Here is a 17835-nt window from a genome sequence, read left to right on the forward strand (position 1 = left end):
AGGGTGTAGCGAATGATCAGGGGGCCTCGACGGCGCGCACGCGGTATCAAACAGATCACCCGGGGACTGGGCACGCTGGACCGCGAACTGTTCGATGCCATCGCCGAGACGCACACCCCGCTGCTGGACACGGTCATGCCCCCGCTGACCCGCGCGGCGGACCATTCCAAGCTCTGGGTCGGCATCGGCGCGGCGCTGCTCGCCACCGGCAGGCAAAGCGCGCAGCGCGGCGCCACCCGCGGATTGGTGACGCTCGCCGCAACCAGCCTGGTCACCAACCAGGTCGCCAAGCGCATCCGCCGGCGGCCGCGCCCCGGCTATGACTTGGTGCCGCTGATCAGGCAGGTCCGCCGGCGCCCGACGTCGAACTCGCTCCCGTCCGGACACTCCGCCAGCGCCGCCGCGTTCGCCATCGGGGTGGGGCTGGAGAACCCGCCACTGGGCTTCGGGCTGGCGCTGCTGGCCGGCCTGGTGGGACTGTCGCGGGTGGCGACCGGCGCGCACTACCCCGGCGACGTCATCGCGGGATTCGGCATCGGCTCCGGCTTGGCCGTACTTGGCGGGCGGCTCGTCCCGCCGATCGCCGAAACCGCCCGTCCGCGAACCGAGCCGCTCCGCGTCGCCGCGCCACAGCGACCCGACGGCGCCGGCGTGGTCCTGGTCATCAACCCAAAGTCGGGCAGCGGCACCGGCGCCCGGGTCGTCGACGAGGTGCGCGCCGAGCTGCCCAGGGTCGACATCCGCGAACTGGGCCCCGACGACGACCCGGTGCAGGTTCTGCGGGATGCGGCCGAACGCGCGGAGGTGCTGGCTGTGGGCGGCGGTGACGGCACCGTCGCGGCCGCGGCGGGGGTGGCCATCGACGCGGGACTTCCCCTCGCGGTCTTTCCCGCCGGGACGTTCAACCACTTCGCCAAGGACATCGGCTGTGACACCGTGGCCAAGACGGTCGACGCGATCCGGCGCGGCCACGTGGCGTGCGTGGACCTGGTCTGCATGAACGAAACTCAGATGGTCCTCAACACCGCCAGCATCGGCGCGTATCCGGCCTTCGTGCGGCGACGCGAAAAACTCGAGAGGCGCATCGGCAAGCCGCTGGCCGGTCTCTACGCCATGCTGCGCACGCTGCGCACCGATCAGCCCGTGCGCGTCCGCTATGACAACAAGACCCTGCTGACATCGCTGTTCTTCCTGGGCAATTCGCTGTACCTGCCGACCGGGTTCGCGCCGTCGCGGCGGACCCGCATGGACGACGGCCTGATCGATGTCCGCATCCTCGAGACCGGCCGGCCCTGGGCAAGGACCAGGATCCTGACCGCGCTCGTCCTGGGGCGCCTCGAGCGCAGCCCGCTCTACCACGAGTTGCAGGTGCCGGAATTCAGCTTCAGCGCCGTCGACGGTCCTACGGTCATCGCCTGCGACGGCGAGGTCGGCGACCAGTACGACAAGGCCAGCTTCAGCGCGAAGTACCGAGTCCTTCCGGTGTTTCGTCCGCTTCGCGACGACCAGTGACTCCCTCGGTGAGGTCGCGCACCCGCGCGTAGTGCGCCAGCACCTCGGGCGCGGGGTCGGCGGTGTATTCGTCGGTGGGCGGCGGCCGCCACACGGGCGGACGGGTCGATCCGCTCAGCGCCCAGGCCGCCTGCCGCGCCGCGCCCAGCGCGACGTACTGCGCCGGGGTGGGTGCGAGCACCGGCATGCCGAACACCGTGGGGGCGATCTCGCGCAGCGCCCGCGATTGCGCGCCGCCGCCGACCAGCAGGATGCGGCGCACGACGACGCCGTTAGCGGTCAGATGGGCAACACCGTCGGCGAGCGAGCACAGCAGCCCCTCCACCGCGGCCCGGGCCAGATTGGCCGGCGTCGCGTTGGCGACCCGCAGGCCATGCAGTGCTCCAGTTGCGTTGGGGCGATTAGGGGTTCGTTCACCTTCCAGGTAAGGAACCAATACCAGCCCGGCGCTGCCGGGAGGCGCCGACAGCGCGAGCTGGGACAGCTCGTCCTGGCCGACCTGCAGCATCGCGGCGGCGGCCTGAAGCACCCGCGCCCCGTTGAGGGTGCACACGAGCGGAAGGTAGCGCCCGGCGCCGTCGGCGAATCCTGCGACGAATCCCGCGTCGTCGCGGACCGGATCCGCGGTGACGGCGGCTACCACCCCCGAGGTCCCGATGGAGACGATCACGTCGCCCTCCTCGGCCCCCAGGCCCAGCGCCGCGGCGGCGTTGTCCCCGAGTCCCGCGCCGAATGCGCTTGCGCCGCCGTCGGTTCGCCCCGACGGGCCGAGCACGGTCGGCAGTTCGGGACGACGGCCGCGCATCGCCAGTTCCAGTAGGTCGAATCGGTAAGCGCCCGTTGCGGCGTCGTAGTAGCCGGTGCCGCTGGCATCGCTACGGTCGGTGGTCAGCGCCGCGATTTCCGGCTCGCCGCGCAACCGCCAGGTCAGCCAGTCATGCGGCAGGCAGACCGCCGCGGTGCGGTCGGCGTGCTGTGGCTCGTGGTCGGCCAGCCAGCGCAGTTTCGCCACCGTGATCGCGGCCAGCGGCACGACGCCGACCGCCCGGGCCCAGGCTCGCGCGCCACCGAGCTCGCCGACGAGTGCCCGCGCGGCGTCGGCTGATCGCACGTCATTCCATAGCAGCGCGGGACGCACCACCCGCCCCGTCCCGTCCAGGCACACCATGCCGTGCTGCTGCGCACCGACGGAGACCGCCTCGACGCCGCCCAGGCCACCCGCGTCGGCGATGGCCGCTCGGGCGGCGATTTCCCATGCCGCCGGGTCGATTTCGGTGCCGAGCGGATGACTGGCGTGTCCCTGGCGCAGCACCCGGCCGGTGGCGCCGTCGCACACCAGCACCTTGCAGGACTGCGTCGACGAGTCGATGCCGGCGACCAGGGTCATGATCCGCCCGCGCCGATCAGCGCCCGCAGCGTTGCCTGCGCGCCGTTGCGGTGCAGCGAATCAAGCGCCCACAGGTAGGCCTCGCGAAAGCGGTCGTGGTCGGCGAGATCACCGAAGACCGGCCGGTTGGCCAGGAATGCGACCGGGTTGTCGCGTTGCGAGCGGGCGATCGGGACGAGGGAGTCGGCAAGCCGGTCAACCACCTCGATCGGTTGGCCCTGTTCGTCGACGCCCTCGGCGTAGCGTGCCCAGCTCGCGACGATCGCCGCGGACAGCCGCACCGCGCCGCCGGAGCGCAGATTGTCGCGCACCACGGGCAACAACCACTTGGGGATGCGATCCGAGGACTCGGCGCACAACCTGGCCACGGTGTCGCGGATGTAGGCGTTGGCGAAGCGCGGCAGGAGTCCGGCCCGGAACTCGTCCAGCCCCGGGATGGGCTGCAGCGTCGGCATGGCCTCGGAATTCATATAGCGGGCAAGGAACTCGGCGATCAGTGGGTCCTGGGCTGCGTCATGCACCAGCCGGTATCCGGCAAGGTATGCGAAATAGCACAGGCCTTGGTGCGAGGCGTTGAGCAGCCGCAACTTCATCGCCTCGTACGGGGCCACGTCGTCGACGAGCCGTACCCCGGCTCGATCCAACGGTGGCCGCCCGGCGGCGAAGTGGTCCTCGACTACCCACATGGCGAAGGGCTCCGCGGTGACGGGCCAGGCGTCGGCCACACCGAATTCGGAGTCCAGCCGCTCGAGCACATCGGGCGTGGTCACCGGCGTGATCCGGTCAACCATCGAGTTCGGAAAGGTGGTCTTCTCGCGCATCCACTGCGCGAGTGCGGGATTGATCTGTTCGGCCCACGACGTGAAGACGTGCCGCGCCATGTCGCCGTTCCCGGCGATGTTGTCGCAGGAAACGATCGTGGGGGAGGGCAGGTCGCGCTCGCGCCGCCGATCGCAGGCCTCGGCCACCAACCCGAACACCGCGCTCAGTGGTGGTTGATAGCCGCCCTCGGTGATGGTGAGGGAGATGATGCGGGTGGCCGGATCGGCGAGCAGATCGACGACCGATCCGGGATCGTCGGGCGCATAACGGTAATCGACGATGGAGCCGATCACCCGCGGTTGCCGCGTGCCATCGGGGTGTTCGAGGATCAGCGTGTAGAGATGGTCCTGGCCACGCAGCGCGTCGCGCATGCGCCGGTCACCCGGCAGCACACCGATTCCGCAGATCCCGAAGTCCCGGGCGAGCCCGTCGCTGAGCAACCGGTCGATGTACATGGCTTGGTGGGAACGGTGAAAACCACCGACGCCGAAATGCGCGATGCCGACGCCGATTTGGCTGCGGTCATACGTCGGGACCGGGATCTTGAGGCCGGTCAGGTTCGCTGCGTTGAGCTTCACTCGAGGTGACCCTAGCGCGGACCGGTGCGCGTGGGGGCTAATCCGCCTCAGGCGTTAGGGCACAAATCGCGCAGGGCGAAGATCACTACGTCCGCGGCCTGTCGACCGTTGATTCCACCCGTGCCCTGGTCGGCGTCCGAGCGTTGCAGCGCCAGACCCTCCAGTTGTTGCGGAGAAGCGCCCCACGAAAGCTGCTGGCAGAGGTCCGCACCCATCTGCAACAGCTCCGGGTCGCCACCGTTGACGGCGTGGATACCGGCATTGTGCAGGTCGTTGAGAAAGGCGGCCTGGTCGGCCCGCGCCGGGCCTGCGCAGAGGACCGCGGCGAGCACGAGCGGGCCACTCGCCAGCGCCGCACCCACCAACCTGACACAACGCCTGCGTGCCGCCATCATCCATCTCCTTGTCTGCGCCCGATGCGGATGATGCACTTTTACACAAAAGTGCGAAGACCCGTGGCACAAACAAATCGACAGAGTGAACAGTCGGCCAAGAACGGCCGGCCACGACATTGGCGCCACGCTCCTGTGCGGGCCAAGTGCGAAAGCTCAGATCACCCCTAGGCGTTCGGGCAAAGATCACGCTCGGCGTAGCCGACGATGTCGTTGGCCTGCTGGGGACTGAGCCCGCCTGCCCCTTGCCGGTCGTCGGAGCGTTGCAGCGCCAAACCTTCGAGCTGCGATTCGGGAGCGCCCCACGACAGCTGCTGGCATACGTTCAGGCCCGCCTGCAGCAGGGCGGCGTCGCCACCGCTGACGGCGTGGACTCCGTCTCTGTGCATGTCATTGATGAACGCGGCCGCATCGGCGTGCGCTGGGCCGGCCCAGATGAGGCTGGCGAGAAGTGGGCAGCCGAGCAGGGCCGAACCAATGAACCCGGTGGTGAGACGACGTGGTGGCATAGTCTCCGCTCCTCGTTCTGTCAACCGTTATAATCTCGATGTTAACCTTTATGTAACCTTTAACGCGATAACTGTTCACCAACAGTTTCCTGTGAGGGACCTGCGGAAAGTTAATTTCCGTGAGATCCGAAGTCCGGTCCGGGTGACCACTGACCTTCGGCCCGTGATGGCGTCCTCAGCGATGTTTGGAGCCATTCGGCGCCCGGCGCGGCGAGCGGCATCGAGCCTGGCCATGATCGGGCGAGCCGAGATTCGGCCGGAAATCGTTCAGCGAGCCTGGGGCGCAACCCCATTCGTGCAGGTCGATTGCTGTCTGCCGCTTGTGTTTTGGTTCGTGACAGCGTTGTGACGTCACTATTTGGAAACGGCGCGGTGCGGCGTGGCGCGTGTCGCGCGCGTCCTGCCGACAATTGGCGCGGTCGCGAAAGTGACCTCGGTACGGCCAGGCGGGCCTGCTGCACCACTGCGGAAATAGCTGAGCGTGAATAGAGGAGAGTTGACGCTGATGGCGATCGTCGATCGGTTCAACATCAAAGTAGTTGCCGGCGTTGGGTTGTTCGGAGCTGCTATCGCGTTGAGCCCCGGCGCGGCGGCCGCCCCGCTGATCACGGGTGGCAACGCGTGCATCGAGGGGCAGGCGGGCGAGGTGGCGCCGGCCGCCGGTGGCCCGGCCCTAGCCGCTGGCCCCGTGGCTGCGGGCGCGCCGGCCGCCGGGGGCATGTGCGCGGCGCCCATGATCGATATGTCCGGCGTGCCGATGGCTGTGCCAGGTCCGGTACCGGTCGGTGCGCCGCTGCCGATCGTGCCGCCGCTACCCCTGGCGCCGCCGGTGCCGATAGTGCCGCCGGTGCCGGTGGTGCCGGCCGGTGCGCCGCTGATTGCGCTCGGCGGGCCGGCTGCCGGTGCTCCCCTGGACGCGGCCGCTCCGCTCATTGACATGTCCGGAGTGAAGGATGCGCCAACCGGCCCGGCGCCGAGCGGCGGACCGGTGCCCGGTCAGCCGGTTCCGGCCGGTCCCTCCGGCGCGAGCTGAGGCCTATTTCGGACGGGACGGGCCCGCTGGTTTGGTACCAGCGCGCCCGTCCCGTTGTCTGGCGGCGGCGTACGGCCCCAAGGCGCCGGGTCAATGCGCGGCAGTTGCTGGTGCGCGCTTGAAAAGCCTTGTACATCAGAGAGATTGAAGCCCCGCACCGGACTTGCTCCTGGCGCGGAGGGCCCCTAGTTGTAAGTCGAGTCCACGACGATCACCGGGTCGCCGACGTTGACATGGTCGTAGTACCACTCGGCGTCATCCGGACTCAGACTGATGCAGCCGTGGCTGACGTTCTCCAGCCCCAGCGACGAAACGGCCCACGGAGCGGAATGCACGAACAGCCCGCGGTTCGTGATGCGGACGGCGTAGTTCACGGTGAGCAGGTAACCGTTGGGATCGTCGACGGGGATGCCGACGCTGCTCGAATCCATGGTCACCGCACGGTCTTTGGACAAGACGGTATACGTGCCGACCGGCGTCGGGTACTCGGGCCTACCCATCGAGGCGGGCATCACGCCCGGCTCGCCGAAGTGTGGACGATGGTGCGGCGCCGGCAGCGAGGTAGGTGGTCCCGTCTGGATCCCGTCGATGCTCACGGTGAAGGTGTGGTCGGAGATGTTGGCGACGCCGACCACGGCCGGACCCGTCTTGATCTCGGTGGACACCCCGCCCACTGTCAACGCAATAGTGCTGTGCGCCGGCCAATATCTGTCCGGAACCCAGCGGACGACATTGTCGTCGAGCCATTCGAACCTGCCGCTCATCGGGGGCGTTGATGTGACTTCGACAGACCGCTCGGCCGCCTGCCGATTGGCTACGGGCGCGGTGAATCTCACCAACACGGGGTGTGCCACGCCGACCACATCGTCGCGCGCCGGCAGAACCGACGCGATCGCGAAGCCGTGCGACGGGTTCGACGCCGCCAGGCTCACGTCGGCCGGGGTCACGACAACACTCGCAGCGGCTCCGATCACCGCAAGAACACACCGAACACCCGCCCGCATGGCTCCAATTCCTTTTGATGGCCTAGTTGTAATAGGGATGATAAATGTGCGCTGATCTGCGAAAGTGTAAGGGCGCGTTGATATTTAGCCACGCAACGGTCACGGTTTGGCCAAGGGTGTTCAGTCCGGCGGCGGGTAGTGAATTGCGATGGTGTTGTGACCCGCCCGTGGCCCGGATGCGGGGTTCCCGACTTGACACCAATGACACCCAACCGGTGCAGTCAGCAAAGACAATCAGTGAACTGCAGGCCAATATGGCGAAACGCTGGCGCTCGCGGATGGCGGGTCGAATACTGAGTGGATGAGTAGGCCCGTACCGCCCGTGCTGACCGTTCAATCGAACTGGTCACGGCGCAGTTTTGCCGCCGGAAACGATGTCGTCGTGGGGAGCGACCTGCGCGCCGACATGCGCGTGGCACATCCGCTGATCGCCCGGGCACACCTGCTATTGCGTTTCGATCGCGGCAAATGGATTGCGATCGACAACGGGTCCGCGACCGGAATGTTCGTCAACGGCGGTCGGGTTCCCGTCGTCGACATCCGTGACGGCCAGAGCATCAACGTGGGCAGCCCCGACGGGCCGCGGTTGAGCTTCGTGATCGAAAGCCACGAGAGGACGGTGGGGCAGCTGCCGCCAACGGTCGAGGGGATGCAGGCGCTCGCGCGCCCCGGCGCCCCGAGGCCGCATCGTCCGGAGGCTCCGCAGCAGCCCGGTGGCTCGTCGCCGCGCATCGCGCGACCGCAACCTGCCCCGCTCCGATACGCCCCGGGCGGCCCGCCACCGGCATCACAGCAGGCGAGCGGCCCACGCCGCGCCGTCGGTTATCCGGGTCAATCGGTGCCGCCCCGCGGTCCCCAACCGGCACCGGCACCGGAGCGACCCGCTCAGCCGGCGGCAAAAGGCCAGCCGCTGACCGAGATCGGGGCGGAAGCCCTCGAAGCCGCACAGTTCGACAGCACCAACCTGCGGCGCGCTGTCCAGCGGTCGCGAACGACGCTCGCCGCGCCACCCACGGGCGCCACCGTGATCGGTCGCGCAGAAGACAGCGACGTCGTCATCTCGGATGTCTTGGCGTCGCGCCATCACGCCTACTTGGTCACGAGCGCAACCGGCGTGGAGATCCACGACGCGCACAGCATCAATGGCACTTTCGTCAACGGCACCCGGATCTTGTCGGCCCCGCTGACCGAGGGCGACGTTGTCACGATCGGCAACGTCGACCTGGTGTTCAACGGTGAGATCCTGCTTCGTCGTGCCGAAGCGGCCACCCGCACCGGCGGGCTGGAGGTGCGCGAGGTCGACTTCGAAGTCGACAGCAAGCGGCTGATCCAGAAGGTCTCGATGACGGCCAGACCCGGCACGCTGACCGCCCTCATCGGTGGGTCCGGAGCCGGGAAGAGCACGCTGTCCCGGCTCATCGCCGGGGCCACATGTCCCACCGCTGGCTCAATCACCTTCGAGGGTCATGACATTCACGCCAGTTTCGCGTCATTGCGCAGCCGGATCGGGATGGTGCCTCAAGACGATGTCGTGCACCGCCAGCTGACGGTGACCCAGGCGCTGAATTACGCCGCTGAGTTGCGGCTGCCGCCCGACACCAGCAAACAAGATCGCGCGCAGGTCGTCGCGCAGGTCATCGAGGAACTCGGGTTGACCAAGCACGCCGACACCCGGGTGGACAAGCTCTCCGGCGGACAGCGCAAGCGGGCCTCGGTGGCACTGGAGCTGCTCACCGGACCGTCGCTGCTGATCCTCGACGAGCCGACTTCCGGCCTGGATCCGGCGTTGGACCTACAGGTCATGACCATGTTGCGGCAGCTGGCCGACGCCGGTCGCGTGGTGCTCGTGGTGACGCACTCGCTGAGCTACCTCGATCTCTGCGACCAGGTGCTGCTGATGGCGCCCGGCGGCAAGACGGCGTATTGCGGTCCGCCCGCCGAAATCGAAGCGACCATGGGAACCGCCAACTGGGCCAAGATCTTTGGCATGGTGGGCGCGGATCCCGACGCCGCCAACCGTCGTTTCCTGGCCCAACTCAAACCACCCCCGGCCGGAGCCGAGGCGGAGAAGCCGGCGGATCTGGGCGCGCCGGCCCGCTCCAGCACGCGTCGCCAGTTCGCCACGATCGCGCGCCGCCAGATTCGGTTGATCTTTGCCGACCGTGCCTACTTCATATTTCTGGCGCTGTTGCCGTTCGTGATGGGTGCACTGGCGCTGACCGTCCCGGGTTCGACGGGTTTCCGCGTCGCCGATCCGAATGGTGATGGGTCCGATGAACCCGGCTCGGTGTTGATGTTGCTCACCATGGCCGCCGTCTTCATGGGTACGGCGCTGACGATTCGCGACCTGATCGGCGAGCGCCCCATCTTTCGTCGAGAACAGGCGGTCGGCCTGTCCACCAAGGCGTATCTGCTCGCGAAGATGGCGGTGTTCTCCGTGTTCGCCGTGGTTCAGTCGGCGATCGCGACGACCATCACGATTCTGGGCAAGGGAGCGCCGACGCGGCCGGCCCTGCTTCTCGGCAGCGCCACCCTCGAGCTGTACGTCGCCACCGCCGCGATGTGCGTCACCGCGGCGATGATCGGCATGGTCCTGTCCTCCCTCGCCCGCTCCAACGAGCAGATCATGCCGCTGCTGGTGGTTTCTCTGATGCTGCAGTTGGTGCTCTGCGGTGGGATGGTGCCCGTCACCGACCGGATCGGTCTCGACCAATTGTCTTGGGTGGTGCCCTCGCGCTGGGGGTTCGCGGCGCAGGCCTCGACCGTCGACTTGTGGGCGATCGAGCCTGGACCGCTCGCGCCGAAAGACAGCCACTTCAAGCACACGGCGCAAACTTGGCTGTTCGACGTGGGCATGCTGGCGCTGTTGACGGTCGTGTACGCAAGTTTCGTGGGTTGGCGCAGCCGGCTCAGGCGGCCCTGACCCACGCCCGTCTCGCGGCTAGATGAAGTCCAACGCCTCAACGGTGGCGACCGGGCCTTCGTGGGTGGGCCGGTTCGCGCCGCCGATGCAGTAGACGGTGTTGCCCACCGTTGCGACCACCTCGGCGTGGCGCGGAGTCGGCATGGGCGGCAGGGTCGACCACGTTCCGTTAGCGATGTCGTACATCTCGGCCACCCCCACCACCTGTGTCGGTTGCTCGCCGCCGACCGCCAGGATCCGGCCGTCGATGAATGTGGCGCCGTAGCTGCCACGAGGGGTCGGCATGTCGACCAGCTTGGTCCACGTCCCCGTTTGCGGGTCGAATCGTTCGAACGCCGCGGAGTTCTTGTCGGCCGACAGGAATCGCCCGCCGACCGCGTACGCGTAAGTGCCGTCAGACACGGCAGCCAGATGTTCGCGCGGGGTCGGCATGTTGGCTGCGTCGTGCCACGCGCCGCCGTCGAAGACCTCCGTTTGTGGAACCAACTGCTTGGCGTTCTGGCCGCCGACGACTACGAGTTTGTCGCCGACCGCCGTCGCTGCCAGCGCCGCGCGAGCGTGGGTGAGGCTGGGCAGTTCGACCCACTTGCCGCCGCGCAGCGCAAACACCTTGGCGGATGCCTGGGTCAGGTCGCCGCTGGTGCCCCCGAGCACCACCACCTCACCGCGATACGTTGCCGCCGCGGCGTGATGCAGCGGGACGGGCAATGCGGGTTGCGGTTGCCAGGCTCCGGTGCGCGGGTCGTAGCTCTCGACCGTCTGCAGCGCGACTCCATCGCGCAAGCCGCCCACGATCCAGATCTTGTCGTCGAGCACGGTCCACGCCGTCATCAATCTCGCCGTTGGTGCGTCGGGCAGGGAACGCCACTGCGCGGCCGGTTGCATTCGGCGCGCCGGTAGTTGCAACGCCTCCGCCGACGAGGTCGCCTGGCCGTCGCCGACCTCGCTCGACCCGCCGATCGAGTACACGGCCTGCCCCACCGCGGCGACAGCCATGCCGTGCCGCGCCGTCGCCATGTCCGGCAGGCCGGCCCACGTGTTCGTCGTCAGATCGAGCGCCGACACGCTCTTGAGGACTTGCCCCGCCGACTGCCCCCCGACCGCGACCAGGCGCCGGTCGGCGATCGCCACGCCCAGATCGCCACGCGGCTGGGGAAGGTCGGGCAAGCGCGACCAGGTTTTGGCGGCAGGGTCATACGCCTCGACCGTTGCCAGCTCGGTGGTTCCGGTGGTGCCGCCCACCGCGTACACCACCTTCCCGTCCGACGCCGCGGCCAGCAGCTGCCGGGGCGTCGGTATGGGGGTGCCCAGCGTCCAGGAATTGCCGTCGAAGATCTCGACGGTGTTCAGCAGCGCGCCGTTCGAGTCGACGCCGCCGGTGACGACGATGCGGTCGCCCACCACCGCCGCCGCAGCTGCCGCCCGGGGCTGCAACAGGTGGGGGAGTTCGACCCAGTGACTGTTGACCACGCGCCAAACCTGGTCGCTCGCAACCTTTTGCGCACCGGCGGCGCGCCAGCCCCCGAGCACGATCGGGTTGCCCTGCCACGTCACCGCCATCGCGTGTTGAACCGGAACGGGTAGATCGTCACCGCTTTTCCAGCTGTCGATGACCGGGTCATAGCCCTCGTGGTTTGGGACGAGTGCGCGGTTGCTTCCCATTCCGCCGAAGATCCAGATGGTGCCGTCGGCTTGCGTGGTCGCCGCCGCTTGGCGCGCGATGCGGGCATTCGTGATCGGCTGCCATTTCACCGGTTGGCCGCTCGGTTGGTTCGCGGCGGCGCTGTGATGCTTGCTGCCCTGCGAAAGCAGTACGTACACACCGATGCCCAGCACCAGCACGGCCACCACGATTCCCACGGCGATCAGTGGCGCCGTCACGCGGTTGCGCTTCTTTTTCGACGAGCCCATCCACGCCACGGCTCCGGCGGCCAGCCCGCGACGCGCGACCGCGCGCGGGTCCGGAGAGGTCGACGGGGGGATCGCCTCGGTCATGCTCGTGGATTCGGCAATCGCCTGGGTCGGCTCAGATGTGTTTGGTGTGGCCGGAGTCGGTCCGCGCGCGTCTGCGAACGGACTGCGAGGACCGGAGCGTGGTGGGCCGGCGGGCCGTGACGGCGTCGCCGTATTGCCGCGAGTCTTCGGCGGATTGATCAGCGAGGTGGCGCTTTCCGAGTCGGCACTGCGTGGGCCGGGTTTGGCGATCCGGGGCGGCCGTTGGGTCGACGCGCCGGGTTTACCGCCTCGTCCGGTCGGCGACACGGTCCGCGTCTCCGACAGACCCGCCGAGGTTCCCACGGTGCGTCCCGAGCCGGCGGCGGCGGTGATGGCCATCGCATCGGGTTTGAGGCCGTTGCGGCGCTGACTCTCCTGCAACCCGCGGCCGAAATCCGCCGCTGACGCGGGACGTTCATCCAAGTCGGGCGACATCGCCATCTCGATCGCCGAGCACACCGTGTCCGGGATTCCGTTGTGACGCAAGTCCGGGATCCGCGTGTTGTTGATCCGCGTGTAGTGGGCGAGCAGGTCTTCGTTGCCGCGGCGCTCATATGCGGGGTTGCCGGCGATGAGCGCATAAATCGTGGCGCCGAGTGAGTAGACGTCGCTGCCGACCGTCGCGGGCTCGCCCGTCATTATCTCGGGCGCCAGGTAATCGATTGTGCCGGAGAACAATCCGGCCGCCGTCTCGTAGCCGCCGGGGACGTGGGCGGTCCCGAAATCGGTCAATTGCGGTTCGCCGTAGTCGTTGACGAGTACGTTCGCCGGCTTGATATCGCGGTGCAAGGTGCCGCTCAAGTGTGCGGTTTCCAGCGCCCCGCACAACTTCACGCCGATCCGCACGGCTTCCGGCCAGGCGATCGGCCCCTCGCGCTGCACCCGCAGACCCAGCGAACCCGCGGGGCAGTACGACATGACGATGTAGGGACGGCCCTCCGGGGTGACGCCCACCCGCAGGATGTTGACGATGTTCGGATGCCCGGACAGTCCGCCCATCGCGTAGCCCTCGCGGAGAAAACGTTCGCGACCCGCGTCGTCGCTGAACGGCGGTAGCACCTTGATCGCAACGTTTCGCCCCAGCGCGGTCTCGCGACAGCAATACACCACTCCGGCGGCGCCTCGGGCGATCTGGCGCGCGTTGTCGAATCCGGCAGCGGCTAACTCCGCCACGACCTCGCGCCGTCCCGACGCCGGGGCGCGAGTCTTGGGTCTTTCAGCCATTACCTGGCCTCAACTTCCCAGGGATGTACGAATCGGGTCAAGCGTAGCGAACATCCGCCCGTCGTCCGTGCGGTTCAGGCGACGATCATCGGAAGGCGTGAGGTGGCGCCCGCCGAACCGCGGGGGCTCGTTTTCAGGCGTTGGTCAGTGGATGCGCGCGCTGCCGCCGAGGCCGATCTCGAGCACGCTTCCGGTGATGACCCCGGGGTCGGTGACCAGGTACACCACCCCGCGACTGACGTCCTCGGGCTGCAGCCAGGGCTGCGGTATCGGGTTGGCTTTGGTCATCCGGCGCACCAAGTCGTCGGGGACGTCATCACTTCCGGTGGGCTGCACCATCGGTGTCTGGGTTGTGGTCGGGCAGACGACGTTGATCGTGATGCCCTCCTTGGCAACCTCGAGGGCGGCAGACTTCGCCAGGCCGATGACGCCCCACTTGGTGGCGTTGTACGCGGCCAGCTCCGGGATGCCCATGCGGCCGCCCATGGAGGAGGTGACCACGATCCTGCCGAACCGCTGCTCCCGCATCACCGGGATGGCTGCCCGCAGGACATGAAACGCGCCGGTCAGGTTCGTGTCGATCAGCTGCTGCCACACCACGTCGCTGACGTCTTCCAGCAGCCCGGTGCTGACGATTCCGGCGTTGGCCACGACGATGTCGAGGCTGCCCATGTCGGCAACCGTCTGCTTGATCGCAGCACCGACGGCGGCCGAATCGCGCACGTCCAGGGTGAGCGGCAGGCACCGCCGGCCCAGCTCTTCGACCAGCTTGGTCGTTTCCCGTAGGTCGTCCTCGGTGCCCAGCGGATAGGTCAGGTCCGTCATCGCGGCGGGAACGTCGGCGACCACGATGTCGGCTCCCTCACCCGCCAGCGCCAACGCATGCGCGCGGCCCTGCCCTCGAGCTCCGCCGGTGATAAAAGCCACGCGTCCATCCAAGGCACCCATGGGGGTAAAGCTACCAGCCGATAAGGCGTTTACCGGCAACTGGGTGTCGCGGTGAAATCGGTTGCCTCAGGCTAGGTTTCGGTACCGGTACCCCCGGAACTACTTGTTGCCCGAGCTGAGGGCTACCGGGCATCCGTCGCCGACAGCGGTTGGCGTTCGACGGAGCGCCCGAGGACCACCTTCGCCGTGATGACGCCCAACTTGGCCATGCCCAAGTACGTCGACGGGTTGAACAACGTCGGCCACACCGTGCGAGTCTTGTGTTCGTCGACGGGCCGGTCGGTGAATCGATCGCGCAGCCACCTCAGCGTCATGGGCGCCGACAGTGGATGCAACAGCAGATGACCACAGAATCGGTCGCGGTGATAGGTGACCGACGCACCGATGCGTTCGTACTCGTCCACCAGTGCGTCGATGTCGTCCACGCTGATGATTCCGTCGTGCACCGCCTGTATGACCAGCACGGAAGGCTTGGGCGTGGACTTGCCGAGCTTGGTCTCGTCGAAGATGTGGCGCACTTCGGGTAGGTCCCACAACTCGTCGGCGGTCATGTCGATGTAGGACCCGATGTCGACCTTGCGGAAGCGCCATACAGCCTCGGCCGTCGTCATTGTCTGCAACTCGTCGAGCAACGCCTTGCCCTCGTCGGTCGCGTGCTCGTCGACGACTTTCTGCGCGCCGGGAAAGACTTGCGTCAGTGCGGAGACCATCAGCGCGGCGAGGCCGGCGAAGAAGCTGCCGTTGAGGCGGCGCGCCACACTGCCCGGGTCGCCAACGGGCGAACCGAGAACGGCACCAACGACTTTGAGCTCCGGTGCATATTGCTCACACAGTTCGGCCGCCCATGCCGACGCCAGCCCTCCGCCTGAATATCCCCACAGACCGACCGGTGCAGCCGGCGACAATTCCAAGCGCTCGCACCGCATCGCCGCCCGCAGCCCGTCCAGAATCCGGTAGCCGGGCTCAACCGGAGAACCCCACATGCCATGGCAACCTTCGTGATCCGGTACGCACACAGCCCAGCCTTCGGCCAGCGCGGCGGTCACCAACAAGTACTCGGCTTGGACGAACGCCCCGATCGGTCCCGCCCCGCGGCGCATGGCAAATGAGGGAAAACAGCGCGACGCCACGGCGTCGATCGCGCATTGGTAAGAGAGCACCGGATAGGCAACGTCTGACTCGCGCTGCGCCGGGACGAACACGGTCGTCACGGCGACTTCCGGTTGTTCGTGCAGATTCGTGGTGCGGTACAGCAACTGGGTGGCTTTCACACGTTGGCTGATCAGACCCAGAAACCCGATCTCCACGTCGCGCGAGCGCAACACCGTCCCGGGGTCTGTGTGTTCGTATCCCAGTGGCGCCCGGTAGAAGGGGTCGTCGTCGGGTGAAATCGGACGTTCGCCGCGACGCAACTCGTCGTGAGGCGGGCGTGCGGCTTTGACCGGTGTGGTGGACTGACCATCCATTCTTGCGGCTACCCCCTCGGCGTACGGCAAACGGGCGCGAGCCGACGCGCCCCGGGCTATGCATTACCCGCGGTACCGGTTTTCAACCCCGTGTTCATGCGGAGCCACCGCGAACTTCACCCGGGCGCGTACCCGCTTGTAGCCGGTGACGGGCTTTCGCAGGCGGAACCGGTGAGAAGAAACGCCTGGTAGACGCCTGGAGTGTGTAGCGTGCCCAACATGACTCAACGGTCGGATGCGGCGATCACGCAGTCACCAGAAGCCCGCGTTCAGTCGTGGCTGAGCGACTTCGAGTCGGCCCTGGCGGCGCGGGAAATCGACCGCGTGGTGGCCAAGTTCGTCCCGGACAGTATCTGGCGTGATCTGGTGGCGTTCACGTGGAACATCAAGACGGTCGAGGGCCGCGATGGCATTGCCGACATGTTGCGGGCACGACTCGTCGACACCGACCCGTCGGGATTTCGCATCCGGGAGACGCCGGCCGACGATGGAGATGGCGTGGCGTCGGCGTTCATCGAATTCGAAACGTCGGTCGGCCGTGCTGTCGGCCATCTGCGGCTCAAGGGCGATCTCGGTTGGACACTGCTGACCGCACTGGATGAGCTGAAGGGGTACGAGGAGCCGGCTGGTTCTCGCCGCATACTCGGCGCCGTGCATGGCCGCGATCCGGACACCCGGTCCTGGGCGGAGAAACGGGCGGAACAGGAGGCATCGCTGGGCTATTCGCGGCAACCCTACGTCCTGGTCGTTGGCGGCGGCCAAGGCGGAATCGCGTTGGGTGCCCGGCTGCGCCAGCTGGGGGTGCCGGCCATCGTGATCGACAAGCACGCCCGCCCCGGCGACAATTGGCGCGAGCGGTACAAGACGCTGTGCCTTCATGATCCGGTGTGGTACGACCACTTTCCGTACTTGCCGTTCCCGGCGAACTGGCCGGTGTTCTCGCCGAAGGACAAGATCGCCGACTGGCTGGAGTTCTACGCCCGGGTGATGGAGATCTCGTACTGGACCTCGACAACGTGCCTGTCGGCGTCGTTCGATGCCCAAGGGAAGCAGTGGATGGTCGAGGTCGACCGCGACGGCGAACGGCTCACCCTACGGCCTACCCACCTGGTGCTCGCGACAGGAATGGCGGGCAAGCCCAACGTGCCGGAATTGCCCGGCCAGAACGATTTTCGCGGAGAGCAGCATCATTCGAGCCAGCACCCCGGGCCGGACCGCTATGTCGGTAAACGCGCCGTCGTGATCGGCTCCGGTACGTCCGCCCATGACATCTGTAAGGCACTGTACGAGAACGGGGTTGACGTCACGATGGTGCAGCGGGCGTCCACCCTCGTCGTCACGTCGGCGGCGGTGTTGGAAATCGCGCTCGGTGCCCTGTACTCCGAGCAGGCGGCGGCCGCCGGTATCAGCACCGAGAAGGCCGACCTTACGGTCGCATCGCTGCCGTACCGAATCATTGCGGACTTCCAGAAACCGATCTCGGACGCAATGCGATTGCGGGACAAGGACTTATACGAACGATTGGAAAGTGCGGGCTTCAGGCTGGACTTCGGTGACGACGATTCCGGCCAGTTCATGAAGTACCTACGACGCGGCGGCGGCTTCTACATTGATGTGGGTGCCTCCGATCTGATCTGCGACGGCAGCATCAAGCTATGTCACGGCGCAGTCGAGCGGCTGACCGGAGAGTCGGTGATTCTGGACGACGGTACGGAACTGCCCGCCGATCTGGTTGTGTACGCCACCGGCTTTCGATCGATGAACAGTTTTGTGGCGGACCTCATCGGCCAAGACGTGGCCGACACAGTCGGCAAGGTGTGGGGTCTCGGCTCGGGCACCACGCAAGACCCGGGGCCCTGGGAAGGCGAGCTGCGCAATATGTGGAAGCCGACCCAGCAGCAGAATCTGTGGTTCCACGGCGGCAACCTGCACCAATCGCGGCATTACTCGCTATTCCTTGCCCTGCAGCTGAAGGCCCGCTGCGAAGGAATCCCTACGCCGGTATACGGCTTACCGCAGGTGCACCACCAGAGCTAGGGTCG

At 67.3% G+C, this 17835-nt stretch carries 11 protein-coding genes and 3 pseudogenes; 6 read left to right on the top strand and 8 right to left on the bottom strand.

Annotated elements, in window-relative coordinates:
• Nucleotides 1–12 precede the first annotated feature (12 nt).
• On the top strand, nt 13–1512 hold the full coding sequence (locus tag AC5Y4H_RS16420) for a bifunctional phosphatase PAP2/diacylglycerol kinase family protein (RefSeq protein WP_499983232.1): 1500 nt from the start codon (nt 13–15) through the stop codon (nt 1510–1512).
• On the opposite strand, the gene AC5Y4H_RS16425 is transcribed toward AC5Y4H_RS16420, so the two are convergent.
• From AC5Y4H_RS16425 to AC5Y4H_RS16440, 4 genes are all read right to left on the bottom strand, one after another.
• Entirely contained in the window at nt 1457–2899 is a 1443-nt protein-coding gene (locus tag AC5Y4H_RS16425) for an FGGY-family carbohydrate kinase (protein WP_499983233.1), read from the bottom strand. The genes AC5Y4H_RS16420 and AC5Y4H_RS16425 overlap by 56 nt on opposite strands.
• Nucleotides 2896–4299, bottom strand: coding sequence for a mannitol dehydrogenase family protein (locus tag AC5Y4H_RS16430; RefSeq protein ID WP_499983234.1), 1404 nt, complete (start codon nt 4297–4299; stop codon nt 2896–2898). The genes AC5Y4H_RS16425 and AC5Y4H_RS16430 overlap by 4 nt, the downstream gene beginning before the upstream one ends.
• Nucleotides 4300–4346: 47 nt before the next feature.
• Complete coding sequence (locus tag AC5Y4H_RS16435; RefSeq protein WP_499983235.1) at nt 4347–4691, bottom strand: DUF732 domain-containing protein; 345 nt, start codon at nt 4689–4691, stop codon at nt 4347–4349.
• Between the two features lie 167 nt (nt 4692–4858).
• The gene (locus tag AC5Y4H_RS16440) at nt 4859–5200 is read right to left on the bottom strand and encodes a DUF732 domain-containing protein (RefSeq protein ID WP_499983236.1); all 342 of its coding nucleotides are present in this window, start codon (nt 5198–5200) and stop codon (nt 4859–4861) included.
• 496 nt (nt 5201–5696) lie between these two features.
• Here AC5Y4H_RS16440 and AC5Y4H_RS16445 point away from each other — a divergent pair, with 496 nt between their 5' ends.
• Complete coding sequence (locus AC5Y4H_RS16445; RefSeq protein ID WP_499983269.1) at nt 5697–6233, top strand: hypothetical protein; 537 nt, start codon at nt 5697–5699, stop codon at nt 6231–6233.
• A 185-nt stretch (nt 6234–6418) separates the two neighbouring features.
• Here the strand turns inward: AC5Y4H_RS16445 and AC5Y4H_RS16450 are convergent, their stop codons facing one another.
• Complete coding sequence (locus AC5Y4H_RS16450) at nt 6419–7237, bottom strand: L,D-transpeptidase (RefSeq protein ID WP_499983237.1); 819 nt, start codon at nt 7235–7237, stop codon at nt 6419–6421.
• A gap of 301 nt (nt 7238–7538) precedes the next feature.
• Between AC5Y4H_RS16450 and AC5Y4H_RS16455 the strand changes: the two are divergent.
• The 3 pseudogenes from AC5Y4H_RS16455 to AC5Y4H_RS16465 all read left to right on the top strand — a co-directional run.
• Nucleotides 7539–8459, top strand: a pseudogene (locus tag AC5Y4H_RS16455) (FHA domain-containing protein); the annotation flags it as partial.
• A gap of 120 nt (nt 8460–8579) precedes the next feature.
• Nucleotides 8580–8996, top strand: a pseudogene (locus tag AC5Y4H_RS16460) (ATP-binding cassette domain-containing protein); the annotation flags it as partial.
• A 363-nt stretch (nt 8997–9359) separates the two neighbouring features.
• Nucleotides 9360–10160: pseudogene (locus AC5Y4H_RS16465) on the top strand (ABC transporter permease); the annotation flags it as partial.
• 18 nt (nt 10161–10178) lie between these two features.
• On the opposite strand, the gene AC5Y4H_RS16470 reads toward AC5Y4H_RS16465, so the two are convergent.
• The 3 genes from AC5Y4H_RS16470 to AC5Y4H_RS16480 form a co-directional block, all read right to left on the bottom strand.
• Nucleotides 10179–13379 carry a Kelch repeat-containing protein gene (locus AC5Y4H_RS16470; protein ID WP_499983238.1) on the bottom strand — a complete coding sequence of 1067 codons (3201 nt, stop codon included), beginning with the start codon at nt 13377–13379 and terminating at the stop codon, nt 10179–10181.
• Between the two features lie 144 nt (nt 13380–13523).
• Complete coding sequence (locus AC5Y4H_RS16475) at nt 13524–14327, bottom strand: mycofactocin-coupled SDR family oxidoreductase (protein ID WP_499983239.1); 804 nt, start codon at nt 14325–14327, stop codon at nt 13524–13526.
• Between the two features lie 122 nt (nt 14328–14449).
• On the bottom strand, nt 14450–15793 hold the full coding sequence (locus AC5Y4H_RS16480) for a lipase family protein (RefSeq protein ID WP_499983240.1): 1344 nt from the start codon (nt 15791–15793) through the stop codon (nt 14450–14452).
• A 219-nt stretch (nt 15794–16012) separates the two neighbouring features.
• Here AC5Y4H_RS16480 and AC5Y4H_RS16485 point away from each other — a divergent pair, with 219 nt between their 5' ends.
• Nucleotides 16013–17830 carry an FAD-dependent oxidoreductase gene (locus AC5Y4H_RS16485; RefSeq protein ID WP_499983241.1) on the top strand — a complete coding sequence of 606 codons (1818 nt, stop codon included), beginning with the start codon at nt 16013–16015 and terminating at the stop codon, nt 17828–17830.
• Nucleotides 17831–17835 lie beyond the last annotated feature (5 nt).

The organism is Mycobacterium sp. NGS58 (genome assembly GCF_059812385.1).

Coding starts and splice junctions, on each gene's coding strand:
- AC5Y4H_RS16420 (WP_499983232.1), top strand. CDS start 13: ATGATCAGGGGGCCTCGACGGCGCGCACGCGGTATCAAACAGATCACC.
- AC5Y4H_RS16425 (WP_499983233.1), bottom strand. CDS start 2,899: ATGACCCTGGTCGCCGGCATCGACTCGTCGACGCAGTCCTGCAAGGTG.
- AC5Y4H_RS16435 (WP_499983235.1), bottom strand. CDS start 4,691: ATGGCGGCACGCAGGCGTTGTGTCAGGTTGGTGGGTGCGGCGCTGGCG.
- AC5Y4H_RS16440 (WP_499983236.1), bottom strand. CDS start 5,200: ATGCCACCACGTCGTCTCACCACCGGGTTCATTGGTTCGGCCCTGCTC.
- AC5Y4H_RS16450 (WP_499983237.1), bottom strand. CDS start 7,237: ATGCGGGCGGGTGTTCGGTGTGTTCTTGCGGTGATCGGAGCCGCTGCG.
- AC5Y4H_RS16470 (WP_499983238.1), bottom strand. CDS start 13,379: ATGGCTGAAAGACCCAAGACTCGCGCCCCGGCGTCGGGACGGCGCGAG.
- AC5Y4H_RS16475 (WP_499983239.1), bottom strand. CDS start 14,327: ATGGGTGCCTTGGATGGACGCGTGGCTTTTATCACCGGCGGAGCTCGA.
- AC5Y4H_RS16480 (WP_499983240.1), bottom strand. CDS start 15,793: ATGGATGGTCAGTCCACCACACCGGTCAAAGCCGCACGCCCGCCTCAC.
- AC5Y4H_RS16485 (WP_499983241.1), top strand. CDS start 16,013: ATGACTCAACGGTCGGATGCGGCGATCACGCAGTCACCAGAAGCCCGC.